The 24,727-nt window shown below is 49.8% G+C and carries 19 protein-coding genes; 17 read left to right on the top strand and 2 right to left on the bottom strand.

Annotated features, from left to right (window positions below; translation table 11 throughout):
- The first annotated feature begins 131 nt into the window (after nucleotides 1-131).
- The 10 genes from cmk to LVQ77_RS05870 all read left to right on the top strand — a co-directional run bounded on the left by cmk (nucleotide 132) and on the right by LVQ77_RS05870 (nucleotide 11,602).
- Nucleotides 132-818 (top strand): (d)CMP kinase, encoded by a 687-nt coding sequence (gene cmk, locus LVQ77_RS05915; protein WP_232903956.1) that lies wholly within the window; start codon nucleotides 132-134, stop codon nucleotides 816-818.
- Nucleotides 819-1,013: 195 nt separating this feature from the next.
- On the top strand, nucleotides 1,014-2,690 hold the full coding sequence (gene rpsA / locus LVQ77_RS05910; protein ID WP_064517522.1) for a 30S ribosomal protein S1: 1,677 nt from the start codon (nucleotides 1,014-1,016) through the stop codon (nucleotides 2,688-2,690).
- A gap of 90 nt (nucleotides 2,691-2,780) precedes the next feature.
- Nucleotides 2,781-3,068 (top strand): integration host factor subunit beta, encoded by a 288-nt coding sequence (gene ihfB / locus LVQ77_RS05905; RefSeq protein WP_034494322.1) that lies wholly within the window; start codon nucleotides 2,781-2,783, stop codon nucleotides 3,066-3,068.
- A 203-nt stretch (nucleotides 3,069-3,271) separates the two neighbouring features.
- Complete coding sequence (locus tag LVQ77_RS05900) at nucleotides 3,272-5,542, top strand: ComEC family protein (protein ID WP_232903955.1); 2,271 nt, start codon at nucleotides 3,272-3,274, stop codon at nucleotides 5,540-5,542.
- Nucleotides 5,543-5,579: 37 nt separating this feature from the next.
- Nucleotides 5,580-7,328: a lipid A ABC transporter ATP-binding protein/permease MsbA gene (gene msbA / locus LVQ77_RS05895; protein WP_232903954.1), complete on the top strand. Its 1,749-nt coding sequence runs from the start codon at nucleotides 5,580-5,582 to the stop codon at nucleotides 7,326-7,328.
- Nucleotides 7,325-8,308 carry a tetraacyldisaccharide 4'-kinase gene (lpxK, locus tag LVQ77_RS05890; protein WP_232865007.1) on the top strand — a complete coding sequence of 328 codons (984 nt, stop codon included), beginning with the start codon at nucleotides 7,325-7,327 and terminating at the stop codon, nucleotides 8,306-8,308. The genes msbA and lpxK overlap by 4 nt, the downstream gene beginning before the upstream one ends.
- A 50-nt stretch (nucleotides 8,309-8,358) precedes the next feature.
- Nucleotides 8,359-9,594 (top strand): winged helix-turn-helix domain-containing protein, encoded by a 1,236-nt coding sequence (locus LVQ77_RS05885; RefSeq protein WP_232903953.1) that lies wholly within the window; start codon nucleotides 8,359-8,361, stop codon nucleotides 9,592-9,594.
- Nucleotides 9,595-9,640: 46 nt separating this feature from the next.
- Nucleotides 9,641-9,823 carry a protein YcaR gene (gene ycaR / locus LVQ77_RS05880; RefSeq protein WP_034456356.1) on the top strand — a complete coding sequence of 61 codons (183 nt, stop codon included), beginning with the start codon at nucleotides 9,641-9,643 and terminating at the stop codon, nucleotides 9,821-9,823.
- Nucleotides 9,820-10,566: a 3-deoxy-manno-octulosonate cytidylyltransferase gene (kdsB, locus tag LVQ77_RS05875; RefSeq protein WP_232903952.1), complete on the top strand. Its 747-nt coding sequence runs from the start codon at nucleotides 9,820-9,822 to the stop codon at nucleotides 10,564-10,566. Before ycaR ends, kdsB begins: the two co-directional genes overlap by 4 nt.
- Before the next feature lie 142 nt (nucleotides 10,567-10,708).
- Nucleotides 10,709-11,602, top strand: coding sequence for a YcbJ family phosphotransferase (locus tag LVQ77_RS05870; protein ID WP_232865005.1), 894 nt, complete (start codon nucleotides 10,709-10,711; stop codon nucleotides 11,600-11,602).
- Here the strand turns inward: LVQ77_RS05870 and elyC are convergent.
- Nucleotides 11,582-12,358, bottom strand: coding sequence for an envelope biogenesis factor ElyC (gene elyC / locus LVQ77_RS05865; RefSeq protein WP_064517541.1), 777 nt, complete (start codon nucleotides 12,356-12,358; stop codon nucleotides 11,582-11,584). The genes LVQ77_RS05870 and elyC overlap by 21 nt on opposite strands.
- A 134-nt stretch (nucleotides 12,359-12,492) precedes the next feature.
- Here elyC and cmoM point away from each other — a divergent pair, with 134 nt between their 5' ends.
- From cmoM to LVQ77_RS05830, 7 genes are all read left to right on the top strand, one after another.
- A complete protein-coding gene (gene cmoM / locus LVQ77_RS05860) occupies nucleotides 12,493-13,281 on the top strand; it encodes a tRNA uridine 5-oxyacetic acid(34) methyltransferase CmoM (protein ID WP_232903951.1) in 789 nt (262 codons plus the stop codon).
- The gene (gene mukF, locus LVQ77_RS05855; protein WP_064517543.1) at nucleotides 13,274-14,596 is read left to right on the top strand and encodes a chromosome partition protein MukF; all 1,323 of its coding nucleotides are present in this window, start codon (nucleotides 13,274-13,276) and stop codon (nucleotides 14,594-14,596) included. Before cmoM ends, mukF begins: the two co-directional genes overlap by 8 nt.
- Nucleotides 14,577-15,293 (top strand): chromosome partition protein MukE, encoded by a 717-nt coding sequence (gene mukE / locus LVQ77_RS05850; protein ID WP_034456346.1) that lies wholly within the window; start codon nucleotides 14,577-14,579, stop codon nucleotides 15,291-15,293. Before mukF ends, mukE begins: the two co-directional genes overlap by 20 nt.
- Nucleotides 15,290-19,738 (top strand): chromosome partition protein MukB, encoded by a 4,449-nt coding sequence (mukB, locus tag LVQ77_RS05845; protein WP_232903950.1) that lies wholly within the window; start codon nucleotides 15,290-15,292, stop codon nucleotides 19,736-19,738. The genes mukE and mukB overlap by 4 nt, the downstream gene beginning before the upstream one ends.
- A gap of 163 nt (nucleotides 19,739-19,901) precedes the next feature.
- Nucleotides 19,902-21,782, top strand: coding sequence for a L,D-transpeptidase (ldtD, locus tag LVQ77_RS05840; protein ID WP_232903949.1), 1,881 nt, complete (start codon nucleotides 19,902-19,904; stop codon nucleotides 21,780-21,782).
- Between the two features lie 182 nt (nucleotides 21,783-21,964).
- A complete protein-coding gene (gene mepK / locus LVQ77_RS05835; RefSeq protein ID WP_232903948.1) occupies nucleotides 21,965-22,513 on the top strand; it encodes a peptidoglycan L,D-endopeptidase MepK in 549 nt (182 codons plus the stop codon).
- A gap of 40 nt (nucleotides 22,514-22,553) precedes the next feature.
- The gene (locus LVQ77_RS05830; RefSeq protein ID WP_232865000.1) at nucleotides 22,554-23,201 is read left to right on the top strand and encodes an MBL fold metallo-hydrolase; all 648 of its coding nucleotides are present in this window, start codon (nucleotides 22,554-22,556) and stop codon (nucleotides 23,199-23,201) included.
- A 59-nt stretch (nucleotides 23,202-23,260) separates the two neighbouring features.
- On the opposite strand, the gene LVQ77_RS05825 is transcribed toward LVQ77_RS05830, so the two are convergent.
- Nucleotides 23,261-24,451 (bottom strand): amino acid aminotransferase, encoded by a 1,191-nt coding sequence (locus tag LVQ77_RS05825; RefSeq protein WP_064517556.1) that lies wholly within the window; start codon nucleotides 24,449-24,451, stop codon nucleotides 23,261-23,263.
- Nucleotides 24,452-24,727: the final 276 nt, after the last annotated feature.

Below are 24,727 nucleotides of genomic sequence, written 5' to 3'. Positions count from 1 at the left end.
TGCGCAATTCTTCTACACTCAGCCTCATTAACTACGATAATTGGCAGGAAAGATAACGGTCAGTAATCTGGCGGCGTATAATATGCGGCGTTGATATTTTAGGTCCGCAATTCCAGCGAGAGGAGAGTACGATGACGGCACCCGCCCCGGTAATAACGATTGATGGCCCAAGCGGCGCAGGTAAAGGTACGCTGTGTAAGGCCATGGCGGAAGCATTGCAATGGCATCTACTTGATTCTGGTGCAATTTATCGAGTTCTTGCATTAGCAGCCCTGCATCACCAGGTTGATGTGACTTCTGAAGATGCGCTGGTTCCGTTGGCCGCACATTTGGATGTTCGCTTTGTAGCGAGTAATGGCAATCTGGAAGTTATCCTTGAAGGTGAGGATGTCAGCGCGGAGATTCGTACTCAGGAGGTTGCTAATGCAGCGTCTCAAGTCGCCGCTTTTCCTCGTGTACGTGAAGCGTTATTACGCCGTCAGCGTGCGTTCAGAGAGGCCCCTGGCCTGATTGCTGATGGCCGTGATATGGGAACAGTCGTTTTCCCTGATGCACCGGTAAAAATCTTCCTTGATGCCTCATCTGAAGAGCGTGCTCACAGGCGTATGCTGCAGTTGCAGGAGAAGGGCTTTAGTGTTAACTTTGAGCGCCTTTTGGCAGAAATTAAAGAACGTGATGATCGTGACCGTAACCGTGCAGTAGCACCGTTAATGCCAGCCGCAGATGCGTTGGTGCTGGACTCAACCAGCATGTCCATTGACGAAGTCATCAAACAAGCGTTGACGTACGCGCAGAAAATTTTAACACCAGCTCAATAATCAATATTGCGCTGGTGTCTGTTTTGTCATATTTGTCATGATATTGCCATAGTGGTATCCTGACATATCGGGTAGATTTTTACCCCTGTAACCTAAACCCTGTCGGCATGGAGCCAATGGCGGGGTATGTGAAACAACCCCATTCGGCGGGATGCTAAATGGACGTTAAACTAAAGAACCTTGAAGATTAACAACATGACTGAATCTTTCGCTCAACTCTTTGAAGAATCCCTTAAAACAATCGAAACCCGTCCGGGTTCCATCGTTCGTGGTGTTGTAGTTTCTATCGATAAAGACGTAGTACTGGTTGACGCCGGTCTGAAATCTGAATCTGCAATTCCGATTGAGCAGTTCAAAAATGCTGCTGGCGAACTGGAAATCCAGGTTGGTGACGAAGTTGATGTTGCTCTGGACGCTGTTGAAGATGGCTTTGGCGAAACTCTGCTGTCCCGTGAAAAAGCTAAGCGTCACGAAGCTTGGATCACGCTGGAAAAAGCTTACGAAGAAGCTGAAACTGTGGTCGGTATCATCAACGGCAAAGTTAAGGGTGGCTTCACTGTAGAGCTGAACGGTATTCGTGCGTTCCTGCCAGGTTCACTGGTAGATGTTCGTCCGGTACGTGACACTCTGCACCTGGAAGGCAAAGAGCTTGAGTTCAAAGTCATCAAGCTGGACCAGAAGCGTAACAACGTTGTTGTTTCTCGTCGTGCAGTTATCGAATCCGAAAACAGCGCAGAACGTGATCAACTGCTGGAAAACCTGCAAGAAGGCATGGAAGTTAAAGGTATCGTTAAGAACCTTACTGACTACGGTGCATTCGTTGATCTGGGCGGCGTTGACGGCCTGCTGCACATCACTGATATGGCATGGAAACGCGTTAAGCATCCAAGCGAAATCGTGAATGTTGGCGATGAAATTACCGTTAAAGTACTGAAGTTCGACCGTGAGCGTACTCGTGTGTCTCTGGGTCTGAAACAACTGGGCGAAGATCCATGGGTCGCAATCGCTAAGCGTTATCCAGAAGGTACCAAACTGACTGGTCGCGTGACTAACCTGACTGATTACGGCTGCTTCGTAGAAATCGAAGAAGGCGTTGAAGGCCTGGTTCACGTTTCCGAAATGGATTGGACCAACAAAAACATCCACCCATCCAAAGTTGTTAACGTTGGTGATGTTGTGGAAGTTATGGTTCTGGATATCGACGAAGAACGTCGTCGTATCTCCCTGGGTCTGAAGCAGTGCAAATCTAACCCATGGCAGCTGTTCGCTGAAACCCACAACAAGGGCGACCGCGTTGAAGGTAAAATCAAGTCTATCACTGACTTCGGTATCTTCATCGGCCTGGACGGTGGCATCGACGGCCTGGTTCACCTGTCTGATATCTCCTGGAACGTTGCAGGCGAAGAAGCAGTTCGTGAATACAAGAAAGGCGACGAAATCGCGGCTGTGGTTCTGCAAGTTGACGCAGAACGTGAGCGTATCTCCCTGGGTGTTAAACAACTCGCAGAAGATCCGTTCAACAACTACGTTGCACTGAACAAGAAAGGTACTATCGTTACTGGTAAAGTAACAGCAGTAGACGCGAAAGGTGCTACAGTTGAATTAGCAGATGGCGTAGAAGGCTACCTGCGTGCTTCTGAAGCTTCCCGTGACCGCGTTGAAGATGCAACTCTGGTTCTGAGCGTAGGCGACGACGTTGAAGCTAAATTCACCGGCGTTGACCGTAAAAACCGTGTTGTGAGCCTGTCTGTTCGTGCTAAAGACGAAGCTGACGAGAAAGATGCAATCGCTACTGTTAACAACAAACAGGAAGATGCACCGAACTTCTCTAACGCTATGGCTGAAGCATTTAAAGCAGCTAAAGGCGAGTAATCGTCTGAGCACTAAATCAGGGCGGCTACGGCCGCCCTTGTTCGATTGATAGCTGTAAGTTAATTTTCCTGAAAGGAAACCGGAGGAATCATGACCAAGTCAGAATTGATAGAAAGACTGGCAACTTCGCAATCTCACATCCCGGCGAAAGCTGTAGAAGATGCAGTGAAAGAGATGCTGGAGCATATGGCCTCTACTCTCGCCCAAGGTGAGCGTATTGAAATCCGGGGTTTCGGCAGTTTTTCCTTACACTATCGCGCACCTCGCACCGGACGTAACCCTAAAACTGGCGACAAAGTGGATCTGGAAGGCAAATATGTTCCGCACTTTAAACCAGGTAAAGAATTACGTGACCGCGCCAATATTTACGGCAATTAAATCTTCGGATTTGATTCTTAAGAACGGCACCTTCGGGTGCCGTTTTTTTATGTCTGAAATTTCTAATTCCGAGTCCCCTCGCAAAAATATTCAGCTCATTTTCAAATAGCATAAAATCTGTGGAACCCTTCTCGTGTAATCAATAAACCCAGGCTGACGCAAATGCCAGGATACCTCAAACTTGCCTGCAACAAGGAGGCACTGTGAGGAATCTTATCGGGCTATGTTGTAGTGCAATTATTGGTACCCTACCTCTGCTGTGGTTGCCCACTATTCCAGGGTGGCCAGTCATTGCAATATTGTTCATGGCTGCCCTGGGTGTCGCACTCATTCGTCATCCATTGGCACGTTATTTTGCGTTGAGCATACTTTGTTGCTGCTGGGCCTTATTTTCTGCTAGAGAAATCTTGATCCCCGTTGAGGAGTGGACGGGTAAACCTGTTGTTGTTGAAGCCGTCATTAATCGCAGTGATGGCAAGCAAGATCATGAAATGCAGATAATTTCAGTTGCGGGGAGAATGGTTTTTCCAGCTTTAGGTATCAGGAGCCAGAGTAGTTATTTGCCAGAAAGTGTCTGTGCAGGGCAACGCTGGCGCATGAAAGTATATCTTCGCCCTGTGCATGGGCAACTCAACGAAGGAGGCTTCGATAGCCAGCGTTATGCTCTTGCGCAGCACCAACCTTTAAGGGCGCGGATTATTTCAGCTCAGCGTATTACGCAGCAGTGTGGCTTACGTGCCCGGTGGTTGTCTGCCGTTGAAACTGCAACCCAGGCGTTACCCTATCAAGGCGTTATTCTTGCACTGGCATTTGGTGAACGTTATGGGATGAGTGACGAGCAAAAAAATATGCTGCGCCAAAGTGGAACTGCACATCTGATGGCTATTTCCGGGATGCATATTTCATTGGCAGCGATGATTGGCTGGTTAATCGCTCGTTTACTGCAACTGGCTTTTCCCGCCCACAGAATTTATTTCCGAATGCCGTTACTCGCAAGTGTACTTGCCGCTGGGATTTATACCTGGCTCGCGGGAGGAAATCCCCCGGCAGTGAGAGCATTGATTGGCGTTGTTATCTGGCTGTTTTTGCGGTTACAAGGCCGGAATTGGTCGGGTTGGGAGGTTTGGCTTTGTTGCATTACCTGTATCATGATTTATGATCCTTTAACCGTTTTATCAGACAGTTTCTGGTTATCCGCACTGGCTGTTGCGGCACTTATTTTCTGGTATCAGTGGATGCCGCTCCCTCGATACATCGCAACTGCTAAGTGGTTCTATCGTTACCCATTAGCGCTAATACATTTGCAAATTGGCATTATGATTTTGTTGTTGCCACTACAAATTTTTATCTTTCATGGCATCAGTGTCAGTGCCTTGCTTGCGAACCTGGTAGCAGTGCCGCTCATTTCATTTGTTGTGGTTCCTCTACTTTTGGCAGGACTGGTATTTACGTTGGTTCCGTGGCTTGGAGAATATCTCTGGTGGAGTGTCGACCGGTCGCTGGCTCTTCTTTTTACCGCGCTATCTTTATTGCCCGATGGTTGGCTAGAGGTCGATAAGCGTTTTCAGGCTCTGAGCTTAAGTGGTTGGCTCGTAGTTATTATCCATCGTTTATCGCTGTGGCGTAGTTCATGTCTATCAGTGATTGTTCTGGCGTTGTGTTTGTTCACCTCAGCAATACGGGCTGAGAAGAGAGACAATTCATGGCAAGTGAACATGCTGGATATTGGGCACGGATTGGCGATAGCCATTGTCCGCCATGGGAAAGTCTTTCTTTATGATGCAGGGAATGCCTGGCCTGGCGGCGATGCTGCTCAACAAGTGATTATCCCGTGGCTGCGTTGGCACCATTTATCTCCCGAACAAGCGATCATCAGCCATGAGCATCTGGATCACCGTGGCGGTTTGCTTAGTTTGCAACGTGAATGGCCAGCACTAAAAATTCGCAGCCCATTGCGCAGGGAAGGACATCACTCTTGTTTTCAAGGGGACCAGTGGCAATGGCAGGGTTTGCAATTTACCGTACTGTGGCCTCCCGCACAGCCGCTGATGAAAGGTAATAACGGCTCATGTGTTGTGATGGTCAGTGACGGTAACGTTCGTATTTTATTAACCGGAGATGTGGAAGCTGAAGCGGAATTAGCTATGCTGAAGAGGCGATGGGGTACCTTACATGCTGATATCATTCAGGTCCCTCATCATGGTAGCCGTACATCTTCGAGTGCACCTTTGTTACGTGCCGTCGCTGGAAGTGCTGCGTTATCTTCTTCATCGCGCTATAACGCCTGGCATTTGCCCTCCGAAAAAGTAGTTCAACGCTACCAGTCGCAGGGGTACAAATGGTATGACACCGCGCAATCGGGCCAACTCACTATCGACATAAATAGTGATAAATGGCAAATCAATAGCTTCAGAGCACAAATTTCACCCCGTTGGTATCATCAGTGGTTTGGTGTATCCCGGGATAATGGGTAGAATATGCGGCTATTTCATCAAATGCTGGTTCGACTTAATGCAGAACGATAAAGATCTCTCCACATTGCAGACCTTCCGCCGTCTATGGCCGATGATTGCGCCTTTTAAAGCTGGTCTGATCGTGGCTGGGATTGCGTTAATCCTCAACGCAGCCAGCGATACGTTTATGCTATCGCTGCTCAAACCGTTACTGGATGATGGTTTTGGTAAAACGGATAAATCCGTTTTGTTATGGATGCCACTGGTTGTCATCGGGCTTATTGTGATGCGCGGCATCACGAGCTATGTCTCAAGCTACTGCATTTCCTGGGTTTCAGGACAGGTAGTGATGAACATGCGCCGTCGCTTGTTCAGCCATATGATGGGAATGCCGGTTTCGTTCTTTGACCAACAGTCTACGGGGACACTACTTTCGCGCATCACCTATGACTCTGAACAAGTTGCTTCATCCTCATCTAGTGCTCTGATAACGGTAGTACGTGAAGGCGCCTCCATCATTGGCCTGTTTGTGCTGATGTTCTGGTATAGCTGGCAGCTTTCGCTGATTCTGATAGTTCTGGCACCTATCGTTTCCTTTGCGATTCGCATGGTTTCCAAGCGTTTCCGTAATATCAGTAAAAACATGCAAAACACCATGGGGCAGGTAACGACCAGTGCTGAGCAGATGCTGAAAGGTCACAAAGAGGTCTTGATCTTTGGCGGCCAGGAAGTGGAAACCGAGCGCTTCAACAAAGTCAGTAACCGTATGCGTCGCCAGGGTATGAAACTAGTATCGGCCTCGTCTATTTCTGACCCGATTATCCAGCTCATTGCCTCTCTGGCGTTGGCCTTCGTAATTTACGCGGCAAGCTTCCCGAGTGTCATGGAAACTCTGACCGCTGGTACAATCACCGTTGTGTTCTCTTCCATGATTGCACTGATGCGCCCACTGAAATCGCTGACTAACGTCAATGCCCAGTTCCAGCGCGGTATGGCAGCATGTCAGACTCTGTTCTCTATCCTCGATTCAGAGCAAGAGAAAGACGAAGGAACTCGCGTAATTGAGCGTGCGAAAGGGGATGTCGAATTCCGTGACGTAACCTTTACCTATCCAGGTCGCGAAATACCTGCTTTGCGTAAAATCGACCTGACCATTCCTGCTGGCAAAACAGTGGCATTGGTAGGGCGTTCCGGCTCGGGTAAATCAACGATCGCCAGTTTGATGACGCGTTTTTACGATATCCAGGAAGGTAGTATTACTATCGATGGCGTAGATATTCGTGAATACACCTTATCTTCTTTGCGTAATCAGGTTGCTCTCGTTTCGCAAAACGTCCACTTGTTCAATGACACGATTGCTAACAACATTGCTTACGCGCGTACTGAACAGTATAGCCGTAGCGATATCGAGAATGCCGCGCGCATGGCCTACGCCATGGACTTCATCAATAAGATGGAAAATGGTCTCGATACAATCATCGGTGAAAATGGCGTGCTTCTTTCAGGTGGTCAGCGGCAGCGTATCGCCATTGCTCGCGCATTATTGCGTGACAGCCCAATCCTGATTCTTGATGAAGCGACATCTGCGTTGGATACGGAATCAGAACGTGCCATTCAGGCGGCGCTTGATGAACTGCAGAAAAACCGTACTTCCCTGGTAATTGCTCACCGCTTATCAACCATTGAACAGGCGGATGAAATCGTGGTTGTTGAAGATGGCCGTATCGTGGAACGTGGCCCACACGCAGAACTGATTGAGCATCGCGGTGTGTACGCGCAACTGCACAGGATGCAATTCGGGCAATGATAGAACGCATTTGGTCGGGTAAATCTCCTCTCTACCTTTTGCTCTTACCGCTTTCCTGGCTTTATGGCCTGGTGAGCGGTGCTATTCGTCTGAGTTATCGATTAGGTTTTAAAAAAACCTGGCATGCGCCGGTACCTGTGGTGGTCGTGGGTAACCTGACTGCCGGAGGTAACGGTAAAACGCCAGTTGTTATCTGGCTTGTCGAACAGCTACACCAACGCGGAGTTCGCGTTGGTGTTGTTTCTCGCGGTTACGGCGGTAAATCTGAGCATTATCCGCTGCTGCTTGATCAGTTCACGACGACGTTGCAGGCAGGCGATGAACCCGTCCTTATTTATCAACGCACTGGTGCTGCTGTAGCGGTTGCGCCTCGTCGAAGTGATGCTGTGCAAATGCTCGTTGAAAAAGTACAGCCACAGCTGATCATTACAGATGACGGTTTGCAGCATTACGCCCTTGGGCGTGATAAAGAAATTGTGGTCGTTGATGGTGTCAGGCGATTTGGTAACGGATGGTGGCTTCCCGCTGGCCCAATGCGTGAGAGAACAGGGCGCCTGACTTCTGTCGATGCAATTATCACCAATGGTGGCAATGCTCAGACTGGTGAGATAGCCATGACGCTGCGCCCGGGCGATGCGGTTAATTTGCTTACCGGAGAGCACCAGCCTGCGCACACGTTGCAAAATGTGGTTGCTATGGCCGGAATTGGCCACCCCCCCCGTTTTTTTGCTACTTTGCAGCAATGTGGCGTAACTCCAGTTAATACGGTTAGTCTCGCAGACCATCAGGCTCTGAGTGAAAGTGATGTGGTTAAATTAGTCCAGCCGGGGCAAACCCTACTGATGACTGAAAAAGATGCCGTTAAATGCCGTGTTTTCGTTACAGGGCACGATAACTGGTGGTATTTGCCGGTCGATGCGCACCTTGCCCAGCCTCAGGCCGACGAATTATTGCAATCACTATTGGCGCTGGTGCGATAAGAGCTCATTTCCGCACCAGAATTCGAGTTTGCTGACGACAGGATTCCTTCATGTCCGTACCGCAACTGACTTTACGTGCAGCCCGTAACCTTCATCTTGCGGCGCAGGGCTTATTGGTAAAGCCTCGTCGCCGTGCTAGAGCCGCCGATGTTGTTGCCACCATCTCCCGTATGTCCCTTCTGCAAATTGATACCATCAATATTGTTGCGCGCAGCCCTTACCTGGTGCTGTTCAGCCGATTAGGCAGTTACCCACAAACCTGGCTTGATGATGCGCTGGTGAATGGTTATTTGATGGAGTATTGGGCGCATGAAGCCTGTTTTTTACCGAGAACAGATTTTTCGCTGATACGTCACCGCATGCTCAATCCCGAAAAAATGGGCTGGAAATATCGCGCGGAATGGATGGTGGAGCACGCCGATGAGATTGAAAAACTCTTAACGCACATCGAGAGCAACGGTCCGGTGCGCTCCGCTGATTTTGAACACCCCCACAAAGGTTCCAGTGGCTGGTGGGAATGGAAACCGCACAAGAAACACCTGGAAGGTCTATTCACTGCCGGGAAAGTAATGGTGATTGAGCGGCGCAAATTCCAACGAGTCTATGACCTGACTACACGCGTACTGCCGCACTGGAACGACGAGTTACATTTGATTCATCAGGCAGATGCTGAACAGCAAATGCTAGAAAACAGCGCGCGCAGCCTTGGTATTTTTCGTACTGAATGGCTGGCCGATTATTATCGCCTGAAGAATGTCTCAATTAAGCCACTGCTAACCCAATGGCAGGAAAAAGATATCGTCCTTCCTGTTAATGTTGAGAGTATTGGCGAGATGTGGTTGCATCGCGACCAATGGCCATTGCTGGAAAAGGCTGAGAAAAACACCTTGCGAGCTACCCACAGTGCGGTGCTATCACCGTTTGACCCTGTAGTCTGGGATCGTAAACGTGCTGAAGAGCTTTTTAATTTCTCTTATCGCCTGGAGTGTTATACCCCTGCTCAGAAACGTAAATACGGTTATTTCGTCCTGCCGTTGCTGCATCAAGGAGTTCTGGTGGGAAGAATGGACGCCAAAATGCATCGCAAGAGTGACGAGCTGGAAATTATCAGCTTGTATCTTGAAGAAGGTGTTAAGTCTGGTATCTCGTTGATTAATGGCCTGCATAAGGCCATAACCGATTTTGCTCACTGGCAGGGTGCAACCTTGATTCGGCTCGGGAATATTCCCGCCACGTTAGCGGCATCATGGGGTGAAGGCTGGGAAATTAGCCCGGAGAGCGAGTAAGTTATGTTATTCTGCTGCCTTTGATGGCAGCCATTCTGGAGTAACCATGGATCATCGATTACTTGAAATCATTGCTTGTCCGGTTTGTAACGGCAAGCTCTACTTTAATCAGGAAAAGCAGGAGCTTATCTGCAAACCTGATCATCTGGCGTTTCCTCTGCGCGATGGTATTCCGGTGCTGCTGGAGACTGAAGCTCGAGTTCTGACTTCTGACGAGAAAAATCCATGAGTTTTGTGGCAATAATTCCTGCCCGCTTTGCCTCTACACGCTTACCGGGTAAACCGCTTAAAGATATCAATGGCAAACCGATGGTCGTTCACGTTATGGAACGTGCTCGCGAATCGGGTGCTGAACGTATCATTGTGGCAACCGATCATGAGGACGTGGCTCGTGCAGTGGAAGCCGCGGGCGGCGAAGTTTGTATGACTCGCGCTGATCATCAATCTGGCACCGAGCGTCTTGCTGAAGTTATTGAAAAATGTGGTTTTAGCGATGACACCGTGATTGTGAATGTGCAGGGCGATGAGCCAATGATCCCACCGGCGATCATTAGCCAGGTTGCCAGTAATCTTGCGAACAGTCAGGCCGGTATGGCAACACTTGCTGTGCCAATCGACTCCGCCGAAGAAGCGTTTAACCCGAATGCAGTAAAAGTGGTGATGGACGCGCAGGGCTACGCGCTTTATTTCTCTCGTGCGACCATTCCATGGGACAGAGACCGCTTTGCACAATCGCGTGAACAGATCGGTGATTCCCTTTTACGCCACATCGGTATCTACGGCTACCGCGCAGGTTTCATCCGTCGGTACGTGACTTGGGAGCCAAGCCAGCTTGAGCAAATCGAAATGCTCGAACAGCTGCGCGTACTGTGGAATGGTGAAAAAATCCATGTTGCCGTTGCGAAAGAAGTCCCGAGTATTGGTGTTGATACGCCAGAAGATTTAGAACGTGTACGACAAGCGATGATTTAATCTGCAGGTATCAATCCTTAGAAAAAAACCGGTGCTGAGCGCCGGTTTTTTATTATCTGAAGGCATATTGATCTGAGAGTGATGACATCCTGCGTCAGCAAGCTCATTATAAAAACACCAGTGTTGTAAGGGGTAATGAGTCATGGAGTTGCTACGCAAGGAATTGAGTCATCTGCTGGGTGAAAAACTAAGCCGGATTGAATGTATCAATGAACAGCCAAATAGCACCTTGTGGTCGCTGTATGACAGTGACGGCAACGCGATGTCATTGCTGGCTAAAAGTTTTAGTACTCCGGGTCTTGCAGCTCAGCTAGCATGGAAAATGTCCATGCTAGCGCGTTCCGGAACGGTTCGCATGCCTGTGGTTTATGGCGTGGTGACTCATGACGAGACGCCGGGGCCAGATGTGTTGTTAATGGAGCGTCTACGGGGTGTTCCTGTTGAAGCGCCAACTCGCACACCCGATCGTTGGGAGCATCTAAAAGATCAAATTGTTGAAGGGCTTCTCGCCTGGCATCGCGTCGATAGCCGTGGATGTGTCGGCAACGTCGACAGCACACAAGAAAATATCTGGCCTTCATGGTATCGGCAGCATGTTGAAACACTGTGGGCAACCATCAATCAATACCCAAATAATGGCCTGACGATGCAAGACAGGCGCATTTTGTTCCGCACCCGTGAATGTTTGCCGCGTTTATTCGAAGACTTTAACGACAACTGTGTACTGGTGCATGGCAACTTTACGCTTAGCAGTATGTTAAAAGATGGGCGCAGCGATCAGCTTCTGGCGATGGTCAATCCTGGAATCACGCTTTGGGCGCCGCGTGAATATGAAATATTCCGTTTGTTTGAGCCTGGCCAATCAGAAAACCTGCTGTGGCATTATTTACAACGAGCGCCGGTTGCGGAGTCATTTCTGTGGCGACGTTGGTTGTATATTCTGTGGGATGGTGTAGCGCAATTACTACAGACGGGCCGACTTAATCGACCCGCCTTTGACATGGCTGCGAAAAACTTACTTCCCTGGATCGCCTGACGGCCCTTTCAACCACTGCCAGATGCGGCCAAGGGTTTCGTAGCCAACACGGTCGCTATGCATTAACCAAATTGGTGATGGAATTATACGCTCCCAAGGATTCAGCGGTGATTCGATTGCCAGTTGGTTGGCTGGAGCCGGAATAGGGTGCAAGCCGGCATTGCGGAAGAAAATCATTGCCCGCGGTAGATGGGAAGCTGAGGTCACCAATAAGAATGGCTGCTGGCCAATCGTTTTTGCCACCGCAGCGGCTTCTTCTTCAGTATCTTTTGGTTCATCAAGGGTAATTATTTGCGAGCGCGGTACACCTAAACTTTCGGCAACTCGCGCGCCCGCTTCAGCGGTACTCACCGGGTTGGTCATTGCTCTGGCGCCCGTGAAGATCATTTTTGCACCAGGATTTGCCTGCCATAAGCGCACCCCTTCCGCCAGGCGAGGCAAACTATTGCTGATAAGATTGGAACTTGGTGCCCATTCTGGGTTCCATGTATAGCCGCCACCGAGTACCACGATATAATCGACTTTTTCGCTACCGCGCCACGTTGGGTAAGTATCCTCGATGGGCTTGAGCATTTTATCGGCCACCGGTTGTAAGCTAATTAGCAGTAAAACTAACCAGCTCACGCTTAATAGCGCTTTGGCGCTTTTTTGCCAACGAGTGAACCACAACAAGCAAAGCGCCACCCCCATCATCAATAATAAAAAAGGGAGAGGCAGCAGTAGCCCACCGATAAATTTTTTCAGGATAAAAAGCATGAATTATGGGTCCTTTTTAGCCATATAATAGGCAAACGCTGGTGATATTACACCAGACGGGTTCATTCCTGGCGCAGCTGTGCCAAAATACCCACTTTCTTGTATGAACCCTTTTCCCCCATGGAGCCGTACCCGTGCGTGACCGCAATTTTGATGATATTGCTGAGAAGTTCTCACGCAACATTTACGGTACAACCAAAGGACAGCTCCGCCAGGCCATCTTATGGCAAGACCTTGATGCTTTGCTGGCAACTATGCCTGAAAAAATCCTCGTTTTGGATGCGGGTGGTGGCGAAGGGCAAACTGCGTGTGGTCTTGCGCAGCGGGGCCATGAAGTTCTGCTTTGTGATGTTTCCGCTGAGATGATTTCTCGTGCTCAAGCTCAGGCTGATGAGAAAGGTGTGAGCGGCAACATGCATTTCGTACATTCCTCCGCTCAGGATATTGGCCAACATTTGGAAAAACCGGTTGATCTGATATTGTTTCACGCGGTGCTGGAATGGGTCGTAGATCCGCAAGCCGTACTTAAAACATTATGGGATTGCCTTGCACCCGGCGGTGCATTATCCCTGATGTTCTACAATGCTAACGGCTTGCTGATGCGGAACATGTTTGTCGGCAACTTTGAATATGTTCTTCAGGGTATGAAAAAGAACAAACGGAAAACGCTTTCGCCTGACAATCCGCTACAGCCAGAACAGGTCTATCACTGGCTGGAGCAAATTGGCTGGCAGATTACCGGTAAAACCGGTGTGCGAGTATTTCACGATTACTTGCGTGATAAGCATAAACAACACGATGGTTTTGAGAATTTGCTTGAACTGGAAACGCGTTATTGCCGCCAGGAACCTTTTGTTAGCCTCGGCCGCTATATCCACGTGACAGCAATCAAGCCGCTTGAGCCAAGGAAAAATTATGAGTGATGTTTCCCAGACAGTGCCGGAGCTGGTTGCCTGGGCCAGGAAAAATGACTACTCGATTTCGCTGCCTACAGAGCGTCTGACGTTTCTGTTGGCGATCGCGACCTTAAACGGTGAGCGGCTAGATGGCGAAATGAGTGAAGGCGAGCTGATTGACGCTTTCCGTTATGTGAGCGAAGGCTTTGATCAAACTAGCGAAACAATTAACGTTCGTGCCAACAACGCCATTAATGACATGGTGCGCCAGCGTTTGATCAACCGTTTCGTCAGTGAAATTAATGAAGGCAATGCAATTTATCGCCTGACGCCTCTCGGTATTGGCATTACCGATTACTACATTCGCCAACGTGAGTTTTCAACGCTGCGTTTATCTATGCAGTTATCGATAGTCGCCGGTGAATTGAAGCGCGCAGCCGATTCAGCAGATGAAGGTGGTGATGAATTCCACTGGCATCGCAACGTGTTCGCACCATTAAAATATTCAGTCGCCGAGATTTTCGACAGTATCGATCTCACACAGCGCATCATGGATGAACACCAGCAACAGGTTAAAGATGATATCGCGCAGCTGCTGAACAAAGACTGGCGTGCAGCCATCTCCAGTTGTGAAATGCTGCTGTCCGAAACATCGGGTACGTTACGTGAGTTGCAGGACACCCTGGAAGCTGCGGGTGATAAATTGCAGGCAAATTTATTGCGTATTCAGGATTCGATTCTGGGGCGCGACGATTTGCACTTTGTTGACCGTCTGGTGTTTGATCTGCAAAGCAAACTGGACCGCATTGTCAGTTGGGGCCAGCAGGCTATTGACCTGTGGATTGGCTATGACCGCCATGTTCATAAATTCATTCGTACCGCCATCGATATGGATAAAAACCGCGTCTTTGCGCAACGCTTGCGTGTGTCGGTTCAAAACTATTTCGATGCTCCATGGGCTCTGACCTACGCTAACGCCGATCGTCTGCTGGATATGCGCGATGAAGAAATGACGTTGCGTGACGATGAAGTGATGGGTGAACTGCCAAGCGATCTGGAATTCGAAGAGTTCAATGAAATCCGTGAACAACTCGCCGCAATGATCGAAGCTGCACTTCAGGTCTACAAAACCAGACAAGTGCCACTAGATTTGGGCGTTGTCATGCGGGACTATCTGGCGCAATACCCACGCGCACGCCATTTTGATGTGGCGAGAATCGTAGTCGACCAGGCGGTACGTCTGGGTGTGGCTGAAGCAGACTTTACTGGCTTGCCGCCACAGTGGCAGGCAATTAACGATTACGGAGCCAAGGTACAGGCGCATGTCATCAACAAATATTGAAAAAGTGATGCCAGTAAAACTGGCACAGGCGTTGGCCAATCCGTTATTCCCAGCACTCGATAGCCAACTGCGCGCCGGTCGCCATGTTGGGCTCGATGAACTGGATAATCATGCTTATTTGATGGACTTCCAGGATGAACTGGAAGAGTTCTATACCCGTTATAACGTGGAGTTGATTCGCGCGCCGGAAGGTTTCTTCTATTTGCGTCCGCGCTCCACCACACTGATCCCGCGCTCAGTGCTGTCTGAGCTGGACATGATGGTGGGTAAAATTCTCTGTTACCTCTATCTCAGTCCAGAACGGTTGGCGAACGAAGGTATTTTCACACAGGCCGAGTTGTACGATGAACTGTTGACGCTTGCGGATGAAAGCAAGCTGCTTAAGCTTGTGAATAACCGTTCTACTGGCTCAGATCTCGACCGTCAAAAGCTGCAAGAGAAAGTCCGTGCCTCATTAACGCGTTTACGCCGTCTTGGCATGATCTGGTTTATGGGCCATGACAGCAGCAAATTCCGCATTACCGAATCAGTATTCCGCTTTGGTGCCGATGTACGTGCTGGCGACGATGCGCGTGAAGCGCAACTCCGCATGATCCGCGATGGAGAAGCGATGCCGGTAGAGACTCGTTTGCAACTCAATGATGAAACTGAAGAGTCGCAGTTGGCTTCAGATAACGCGGAGGATGAACAGGAATGATTGAACGCGGTAAGTTTCGCTCACTAACGCTGATTAACTGGAACGGTTTCTTCGCGCGTACTTTTGACTTAGATGAACTGGTGACCACGCTTTCTGGCGGTAACGGTGCCGGTAAATCCACTACTATGGCGGCGTTTGTAACCGCGCTAATCCCGGACTTAACCCTGTTGCACTTCCGTAACACCACCGAAGCGGGGGCCACATCAGGTTCACGTGACAAAGGTCTGCACGGCAAGTTAAAAGCGGGTGTCTGCTACTCCTTGCTCGATGTGGTCAACTCACGTAATCAGCGAGTTGTGGTCGGTGTGCGCCTGCAACAAGTAGCTGGCCGTGACCGTAAAGTCGACATCAAACCGTTTGCAATTCAAGGTTTACCTTCTTCTATTCAGCCAACTCAGTTGTTAACGGAAACGCTAAATGAGCGTCAGGCTCGCGTACTGAGTTTGCAAGAGCTGAAAGATAAAGTGGAAGCCATCGAAGGCGTTCAATTTAAACAGTTCAGCTCGATTACCGATTACCACTCGTTGATGTTCGATTTGGGCATTGTTGCACGTCGTCTGCGCAGTGCTTCCGACCGTAGCAAGTACTACCGTCTTATCGAAGCCTCACTCTACGGCGGGATTTCCAGCGCCATTACTCGTTCACTGCGCGACTACCTGTTGCCAGAAAACGGCGGTGTGCGTAAAGCGTTCCAGGATATGGAAGCGGCTTTGCGTGAAAACCGTATGACGCTTGAAGCGATTCGCGTCACCCAGTCAGACCGAGACCTGTTTAAGCATTTGATTTCTGAAGCGACTAACTATGTAGCTGCGGATTACATGCGCCACGCCAATGAACGTCGTATCCACCTGGATAAAGCGCTCGAATTCCGTCGTGAACTATTGACCAGCCGCAAGCAACTTGCCGCAGAGCAATACAAACATGTCGAAATGGCTCGCGAGCTTGCAGAACACAGCGGTGCGGAAGGGGATCTGGAAACTGATTATCAGGCGGCCAGTGACCACCTGAACCTGGTGCAAACGGCGATTCGCCAGCAGGAAAAAATCGAGCGTTACGAAGCTGACCTCGACGAACTGCAGATGCGCCTCGAAGAACAAAATGAAATTGTTGCCGAAGCCTCAGAGCAGCAAGAAGAGAATGAAGCCCGCGCGGAAGCTGCCGAGCTGGAAGTCGATGAGCTGAAAAGCCAACTGGCCGACTACCAACAAGCACTCGATGTACAACAGACGCGTGCTATTCAATACCAGCAAGCGTTGCAAGCACTTGATCGCGCTCGCGCGCTTTGTCACTTGCCAGATTTGACTGCTGAAAGCGCGGAAGAGTGGCTGGAAACCTTCCAGGCGAAAGAGCAGGAAACAACCGAAAAACTGCTGACACTTGAGCAGAAAATGAGTGTTGCACAAACGGCGCATAGCCAGTTTGAGCATGCTTATCAGCTAGTCACTGCTATCAATGGCCCGGTGAGTCGTAGTGAAGCCTGGAATGTCGCGCGTGAATTACTGCGTGACAGTAACAACCAGCGTCACCTGATGGAACAAGTTCAGCCGCTCAGAGCGCGTCTTAATGAACTTGAACAACGCCTGCGTGAACAGCAAGAAGCCGAGCGCATGCTTGCCGAGTTCTGCAAGCGCCAAGGCAAACATTTCGATCCAGAAGATCTTGAAGTGCTGCACGACGAGCTTTCTGAGCGCATCGAAACTTTACAGCAACGCGTTTCTGATGCCAGCGATCAGCGTGCAAACTTGCGCCAGGAACAAGAGCAGATTCAAGCGCGTATCAAACGCCTCCAAAGCCGTGCACCGATCTGGCTTTCTGCACAAACCAGCCTTACCCAGTTGTGCGAGCAGAGCCATGAGCAGTTTGAAAGCAGCCAGCAAGTTACTGAATACATGCAGCAACTGCTTGAGCGCGAGCGTGAAGTCACGGTTGAACGTGATGAAGTGGGAGCGCGTAAACGTGCTATCGACGATGAAATTGAACGTCTTAGCCAACCTGGTGGTGCTGAGGATCCACGTTTAAATGCCCTGGCTGAACGTTTTGGCGGCGTGTTGTTGTCAGAAATTTATGACGACATTAGCATCGATGACGCACCGTACTTCTCTGCGTTGTACGGTCCATCGCGTCATGCAATCGTGGTTCCAGATTTGTCACTGGTTCGTGATCAACTGGATAATCTCGAAGATTGCCCGGAAGACCTGTATCTGATTGAAGGTGACCCATCTTCCTTCGATGACAGCGTGTTTACCGTTGAAGAGCTTAATGCTGCCGTTCTGGTAAAAACTGCTGAGCGCCAGTGGCGTTATTCTCGTTTGCCGGTGTTGCCTCTGTTTGGCCGTGCAGCACGTGAGAATCGCCTTGAAAATCTCCATGCCGAGCGTGAAACCCTGGCTGAGCGTTTCGCGACGTTGTCGTTTGATGTTCAGAAATCTCAGCGTTTACACCATGCCTTTAGCCGTTTCATCGGCCAGCATTTGGGCGTGGCGTTTGATGATGATCCAGAGGTGGAAATTCGTCAGCTCAACACTCGTCGTGGCGAAGTTGAACGCGCTATCAGCAACCACGAAAATGACAATCAGCAACAGCGCCAGCAATATGAGCAGGCGAAAGAGGGCGTTGATCAACTCAACCGCCTGTTGCCGCGCATCAGTTTGCTGAGTGATGAAACGCTGGCTGACCGTTGTGATGAAATCCGTGAACGTCTGGACGAAGCAGATGAAGCCGCACGCTTCCTGCATCAGTTTGGCAATCAGTTGGCGAAACTCGAAGCTGTGGCTTCGGTGTTACAAAGTGACCCTGAGCAGTTTGAACAGCTGAAAGAAGATTATCAGTACGCGCAACAAGTTCAGCGCGATGCGCGCCAACAGGCGTTCGCATTGACCGAAGTGGTGCAACGTCGTGCGCACTTTGGTTACTCTGACTCAGCCGCTATGCTCGATGGCAATAGCGATTTAAATGAAAAACTGCGTAACCGCCTTGAGCATGCTGAAGCTGAACGTACCCGTTCGCGTGAGGCACTGCGTAGTCATGCACAGCAACTGAGTCAGTTCAGCCAGTTAATGGCGTCGCTGAAAAGTTCGTTTGATACCAAAAAAGAGTTGTTAACCGACCTGCACAAAGAGTTAAGCGATATCGGTGTTCGTGCGGATCTGGGTGCAGAAGAGCGTGCGCGTGCGCGTCGTGATGAACTGCACACGGCATTGAGCAATAACCGTTCACGCCGTAATCAGCTCGAAAAAGCGCTGACCATGTGCGAAGCAGAAATGAGCAACCTGACCCGTAAGCTCAAGCAACTGGAACGCAGCTATTTCGAAATGCGTGAGCATGTTGTCACCGCGAAAGCAGGCTGGTGTGCCGTGATGCGCATGGTGAAAGAAAACGGCGTAGAGCGTCGTTTGCATCGCCGCGAGTTGGCCTATGTCACCGGCGACGAGCTGCGTTCAATCTCGGATAAAGCGTTGGGCGCATTGCGTCTGGCCGTTGCCGATAACGAACACCTGCGCGATGTATTGCGCATGTCCGAAGATCCGAAACGCCCAGAACGCAAAATTCAGTTCTTTGTCGCGGTTTATCAGCATCTGCGCGAACGTATTCGTCAGGATATTATCCGTACCGATGATCCTGTCGAAGCTATCGAGCAGATGGAAATTGAGCTGAGCCGCCTGACGGAAGAGTTGACCTCTCGTGAGCAAAAACTGGCCATCAGTTCACGCAGTGCGGCGAACATCATTCGCAAGACGATTCAGCGTGAGCAGAACCGTATCCGCATGCTTAACCAAGGGTTGCAAAGCGTCTCCTTTGGCCAGGTAAATAGCGTGCGTTTAAATGTGAATGTGCGTGAAACGCATGCCACATTGCTGAATGTGCTTTCGGAACAACATGAGCAGCATCAGGATCTGTTTAATAGCAATCGCCTGAGTTTCTCGGAAGCATTAGCGAAACTGTATCAACGCCTGAATCCGCAAATTGATATGGGCCAGCGCACCCCACAAACTATTGGTGAAGAGCTGCTCGATTACCGTAACTACCTGGAAATGGAAGTTGAAGTAAACCGTGGTTCAGATGGCTGGTTGCGTGCGGAAAGTGGCGCATTGTCGACCGGTGAAGCTATCGGTACCGGTATGTCAATTCTGGTGATGGTCGTTCAAAGTTGGGAAGAAGAGTCACGCCGACTGCGTGGTAAAGATATCTCCCCATGCCGTTTACTGTTCCTCGATGAGGCGGCACGACTGGATGCTAAGTCAATTGCTACGCTGTTTGAGCTGTGTGAGCGACTTGAAATGCAACTGATCATTGCAGCGCCAGAGAACATCAGCCCGGAAAAAGGCACCACCTACAAGCTAGTACGTAAGGTTGTTCAGAACCATGAACACGTCCATGTTGTAGGACTCAGGGGCTTTGCACCACCGCTTCCCGAGCCGGTTGCCGGCACAACAGATGCATCATAAAAATCGCGGGCTACGGCCCGCGTTTTCTTTTCTCAGAGTTCTTAATCTTTAATTTTATTTACATTTATACGGGCAAATAATATTCGCTGTTTATATACTGATTATTAAAACCCAGCGACAAAAGCTGGGTGATGTAAAAACAGGTATAAACAGGGGGCAAGGGATGTTGCTAACAAAATTGCACGGTTTTAAGCTGTCAGCGCTCGGTTACGGGCTGGCACTGAGTTTCGCTCCACTGTTTATGGCGCAGGCCGATGAGCCAGCGGTCGTTCCTTCTGATAGCTCTGCTGTGAGTATCGAACCAACCAGCTCGCCAGACCAACCACTACCGCAATCTACTGCTACCGCTACCATGGTGGGAGTGTTACCGCTAAATTCTACCGGCATGTCTGCCGCACAAAGCCGTTCTCAGCTCGTGGCGCATTTGCCTGCAGGCTACGCTCCGGTTTATCTGAATGCGCTGTCTGCATTTTATGCAGCCCGCGAGATGAAACCGATGTGGGAGAATCGCGATGCTGTGAAGGCCTTCCAGCAGCAACTTGCCGAAGTTGCCATTTCTGGCATCCAACCACAGTTTACTACCTGGGTAGAGCTGCTTACCGATCCGTCTGTCACGGGGTTATCGCGCGATATTGTATTGTCTGATGCGATGATGGGCTATTTGCAATTTGTTTATGGCATTCCGACGGAAGGCAATCGCTGGTTGTACAGCGCTAAGCCTTACAAGCTGCAAACTCCACCTATCTCGGTTATTAACCAATGGCAAGTGGCGGTAGATCAAGGGACGCTAGTCAGTTTTGTTGAAACGCTAGCCCCTCAGCATCCGCAATACGCCAAGCTGCACCAGTCGTTGGTGCACTTACTCACTGACTCTCGTCCATGGCCTCAACTGACCAGCGCTGAAACTTTGCGCCCCGGCCAGTGGAGCAATGATGTACCAGCGTTACGGGAAATACTTGCGCGTACCGGCATGTTGCAGGCCGAACCTTCGATTCCGTTACCTGAGCGCGACAATGCTTCTAAGACTGCGGTTGCCGTTAGCCCGTCAGCTATTCAGATAGACGGCGAGCAAACCGTGCAACAGACGCCAGATGCAGTGGCTGGGAAGAAAAAGAAATCAACTCCAGCTGTTCGAAGTGCCTACAGCAAAGAGCTGGTTGAAGGCGTAAAACGTTTCCAGAAATGGCAAGGTTTGGGTGTTGATGGCTCTATCGGGCAATTAACACGCGACTGGCTGAATGTCACACCGCAACAACGTGCGTCGTTGGTTGCATTAAACATTCAACGTTTACGTTTACTGCCGAAGAAACTCGATACCGGCATTATGGTAAATATCCCTAACTATTCTCTGAGCTATTACCTTAACGGCAGTGAAGTATTGGCTTCACGCGTCATCGTTGGACGGCCTGATCGCAAAACGCCAATGATGAGCAGTGCGCTTAATAATGTGGTCGTTAACCCGCCGTGGAATGTTCCACCAACACTTGCACGCAACGATATTTTGCCCAAAGTGCGCCAGGACCCAGGCTATCTCGACCGTCATGGTTACAGCGTGCTACGCGGTTGGAGTAATAATGCTGAAGCAATCGACCCATGGCATGTTGATTGGGAAACTATTACTGCCAGCAACTTGCCTTTCCGCTTCCAGCAAAAACCTGGGGTGCAGAACTCGTTAGGGCGTTACAAGTTTAATATGCCGAGTTCTGACGCTATCTATTTGCATGACACGCCAAACCACACTTTGTTCCAGAAAGATGCGCGAGCGTTGAGTTCGGGTTGTGTACGAGTCAACAAAGCCTCTGAGCTGGCAAGCATGTTGTTGCAAGATGCGGGCTGGAACGATGCCCGGATTTCGAGTCAACTGAAAGATGGCAATACTAAATACGTTAACATTCGCCAGACCATCCCGGTGAGTCTCTATTACCTGACCGCTTTTGTCGGTGACGACGGGCGCACGCAGTACCGTACAGATATTTACAATTATGATCTTACCGCGCGATCAGGCGCACAAATCCTTTCAAAAGCTGAACTATTAATACGCTAAATGCAGTAATTCTAATGAATTAGCGGTCGTAATAATTGCTTAGCCCTTCCGGGTCCTCTACAGGGCCCGGTTTTACTGGGTTTTGCACGCCTTGACTCGCTTTGTTTTGGCGGTTAAGGTGCCCAGCAGTGCGCCCAAAGTGCATATTATTCGATCGTTTTTTACCTGTAGACCTGGACATCATGGACAAATTTGACGCAAACCGCCGCAAGCTGCTGGCGTTGGGTGGTGTGGCTTTAGGTGCCTCGCTGTTACCAACACAAGCGTTTGCCATGCTATCAACACCGCGCCCACGCATTCTGACTCTTAATAACCTGCATACCGGGGAGTCATTGAAGGCTGAATTTTTCGATGGTAAAGGCTATATTCAGGATGAATTAGCAAGGCTTAATCATTTCTTCCGTGATTATCGCGCAAACAAAATCAAATCCATCGATCCTAAATTATTTGACCAGATTTATCGCCTGCAAGGTTTGTTAGGAACCAACAAACCGGTGCAGCTGGTATCTGGTTATCGCTCCCTGGACACGAACAATGAGTTGCGTGCCCACAGCCGAGGTGTAGCTAAAAAGAGCTATCACACCAAAGGCCAGGCAATGGATTTCCATATTGAAGGGATTTCGTTAAGCAATGTTCGCAAAGCAGCATTATCTATGCGCGCTGGTGGTGTAGGATACTACCCAAGCAGCAACTTTGTGCATATTGATACCGGGCCACTAAGGCATTGGTAAAACAACGGAATCCGGCGAGCGTTGCCGGTATTGGAGCGTCATGAACTATCACATTATTCCGGTCACCGCATTCGGCCAAAACTGTTCTCTGATTTGGTGCGAAGAAACTCAGCAGGCAGCATTGGTTGATCCAGGCGGTGAAGCCGAAAAGATCAAACAGCAAGTTACTGCGAAAGGCGTGACAATTACGCAGATCCTGTTAACTCATGGTCATCTTGATCATGTTGGAGCGGCTGCTGAACTGGCTGAGCACTATGGTGTTCCTGTGGTTGGGCCGGAAAAAGAAGACGAATTCTGGTTGCAGGGTTTGCCGGCACAAAGCCAAATGTTTGGCCTCGAAGAGTGTTTGCCGCTGACACCAGATCGCTGGCTGAACGAAGGTGACACTGTGTCGGTAGGGAATGTATCCTTCCAGGTTCTGCATTGCCCGGGCCATACACCTGGTCACGTTGTTTTCTTTGATGCTCAATCCCAGTTACTGATTTCCGGTGATGTGATTTTCAAAGGTGGGGTGGGGCGTAGCGATTTCCCTCAGGGCAATCATGCAGCACTCATCGACTCAATTAAACGTAAGCTATTGCCACTGGGCGATGATGTGACGTTTATTCCGGGTCATGGACCATTGTCGACGCTCGGTTACGAACGCCTGCATAATCCCTTCTTGCAGGACGAATTACCGGTCTGGTAAATCAGGTCGCAGAAATAGAAAGAGCCGCATTGCGCGGCTCTTTTTTTATCTATTATGGCTTACAGCACAGCGACAATCGCTTCGCATAGTGGCGCCATGTTGTCTGGAGTCATACCAGCTACGTTTACTCGGCCGGATGCTACTGCATACACACCAAACTCTTCACGTAAACGCAGTACCTGCTCTTTGGTCAGGCCGCTGAACGAGAACATGCCGTTCTGGTTGATGATGAAGCTGAAGTCGCGATTAGCGCCTTTCTCTTGCAGGGTATTTACAAACAGGTGACGCATACGCTGAATACGCTGGCGCATGTCGGACAGCTCTTGTTCCCAAAGAGTACGCAGGGCATCGTTGCTAAGAATCGTTGCTACTACCGATGCACCGTGAGCTGGTGGGTTAGAGTAGTTCGCACGAATCACAGATTTCATCTGACTGAATGCACGGTCAACGGTATCTGCATCAGCAGCAACCAGCGTACACGCACCTACACGCTCATTGTAGAGGCCGAAGTTCTTGGAGTAGGAACTCGCCACAATCAGCTCTTGATGGCTTGCTGCGAAGATACGCAAGCCTTCTGCGTCTTCTTCCAGACCACGGGCAAAGCCCTGGTAGGCGAAATCGAATAGTGGCAACCAGCCTTTGGCCAGAGACATCTCTGCCAGGACTTTCCATTGCTCAGCTGTTGGGTCGATACCGGTCGGGTTATGGCAGCAACCGTGGAACAACACCACGTCGCCAGCTTGTGCAGCTTGCAGGCTGTTGACCAGGCCATCGAAATTCAGAGAGTGGTTCTGTGCATCGTAATAATCATACTCGCACACTTCCAGGCCAGCGGAGTTAAAGACGCTTTTATGGTTCGGCCAGCTTGGATTGCTCACCCACACACGTTTGGTTGTGGTGTTTTTAGCGAGGAAGTCAGCGGCAACACGCAGCGCGCCAGTACCACCCGGGGTTTGTGCTGTGCGAGCGCGTTTGTTAGCACTCAGAGCATTGTTTTTCCCGAACAGCAATTCCTGGGTGCAGCTACCAAACTCTGGAATACCGTCGATGCCGAGGTAGTTCTTGGTGTTCTCATTTTCCAGCAGATACTGCTCCGCCTTCTTAACACAGGTCAAAACCGGAGTTTTACCCGTTTCATCCTTATAAACACCAATGCCGAGATTAATTTTAGTCGGACGGTCATCGGCGCGAAACAGATCGGCTAAACCAAGAATTGGATCAGCTGGAGCAGCGGTAATGTTCTCAAACATGACGGGTTTCCATTGTGATATCGAGGGAGTAACGCTCTCAGGTTAACTGCTGTTTTAGCAAATGCCAACCGTTTGCAACAAAAAGAAACAGCCCCCGTCACAAGATAAGTTTTTCTACTTTTCAGGCATAAAAAAACAGGGCCGAAGCCCTAATGCCGGTCACTTAAGGTGACCGGCATTGTTTTTTAAGGGATATTTCGACCTTTTTTCTCTCACTTCCCTTGCATATTCACGCTCACGCCTCGAGGGGAGTTTTAGCATCGCTGCGTTGCTGTA

The organism is Buttiauxella cochleicola (assembly GCF_021282435.1).
Classification (GTDB): Bacteria; Pseudomonadota; Gammaproteobacteria; order Enterobacterales; family Enterobacteriaceae; genus Buttiauxella; species Buttiauxella massiliensis.
This window is presented reverse-complemented; position numbering and strand designations above follow the sequence as displayed.

Excerpts from the sequence above, each read along its gene's own strand:
- elyC (WP_064517541.1), bottom strand. The coding sequence starts at position 12,358 with ATGCTTTTTATCCTGAAAAAATTTATCGGTGGGCTACTGCTGCCTCTC.
- LVQ77_RS05830 (WP_232865000.1), top strand. The coding sequence starts at position 22,554 with ATGAACTATCACATTATTCCGGTCACCGCATTCGGCCAAAACTGTTCT.
- rpsA (WP_064517522.1), top strand. The coding sequence starts at position 1,014 with ATGACTGAATCTTTCGCTCAACTCTTTGAAGAATCCCTTAAAACAATC.
- mepK (WP_232903948.1), top strand. The coding sequence starts at position 21,965 with ATGGACAAATTTGACGCAAACCGCCGCAAGCTGCTGGCGTTGGGTGGT.
- kdsB (WP_232903952.1), top strand. The coding sequence starts at position 9,820 with ATGAGTTTTGTGGCAATAATTCCTGCCCGCTTTGCCTCTACACGCTTA.
- mukE (WP_034456346.1), top strand. The coding sequence starts at position 14,577 with ATGTCATCAACAAATATTGAAAAAGTGATGCCAGTAAAACTGGCACAG.
- cmk (WP_232903956.1), top strand. The coding sequence starts at position 132 with ATGACGGCACCCGCCCCGGTAATAACGATTGATGGCCCAAGCGGCGCA.
- LVQ77_RS05870 (WP_232865005.1), top strand. The coding sequence starts at position 10,709 with ATGGAGTTGCTACGCAAGGAATTGAGTCATCTGCTGGGTGAAAAACTA.
- LVQ77_RS05885 (WP_232903953.1), top strand. The coding sequence starts at position 8,359 with ATGTCCGTACCGCAACTGACTTTACGTGCAGCCCGTAACCTTCATCTT.
- mukB (WP_232903950.1), top strand. The coding sequence starts at position 15,290 with ATGATTGAACGCGGTAAGTTTCGCTCACTAACGCTGATTAACTGGAAC.
- ihfB (WP_034494322.1), top strand. The coding sequence starts at position 2,781 with ATGACCAAGTCAGAATTGATAGAAAGACTGGCAACTTCGCAATCTCAC.
- mukF (WP_064517543.1), top strand. The coding sequence starts at position 13,274 with ATGAGTGATGTTTCCCAGACAGTGCCGGAGCTGGTTGCCTGGGCCAGG.
- LVQ77_RS05825 (WP_064517556.1), bottom strand. The coding sequence starts at position 24,451 with ATGTTTGAGAACATTACCGCTGCTCCAGCTGATCCAATTCTTGGTTTA.
- msbA (WP_232903954.1), top strand. The coding sequence starts at position 5,580 with ATGCAGAACGATAAAGATCTCTCCACATTGCAGACCTTCCGCCGTCTA.
- lpxK (WP_232865007.1), top strand. The coding sequence starts at position 7,325 with ATGATAGAACGCATTTGGTCGGGTAAATCTCCTCTCTACCTTTTGCTC.
- ldtD (WP_232903949.1), top strand. The coding sequence starts at position 19,902 with ATGTTGCTAACAAAATTGCACGGTTTTAAGCTGTCAGCGCTCGGTTAC.
- ycaR (WP_034456356.1), top strand. The coding sequence starts at position 9,641 with ATGGATCATCGATTACTTGAAATCATTGCTTGTCCGGTTTGTAACGGC.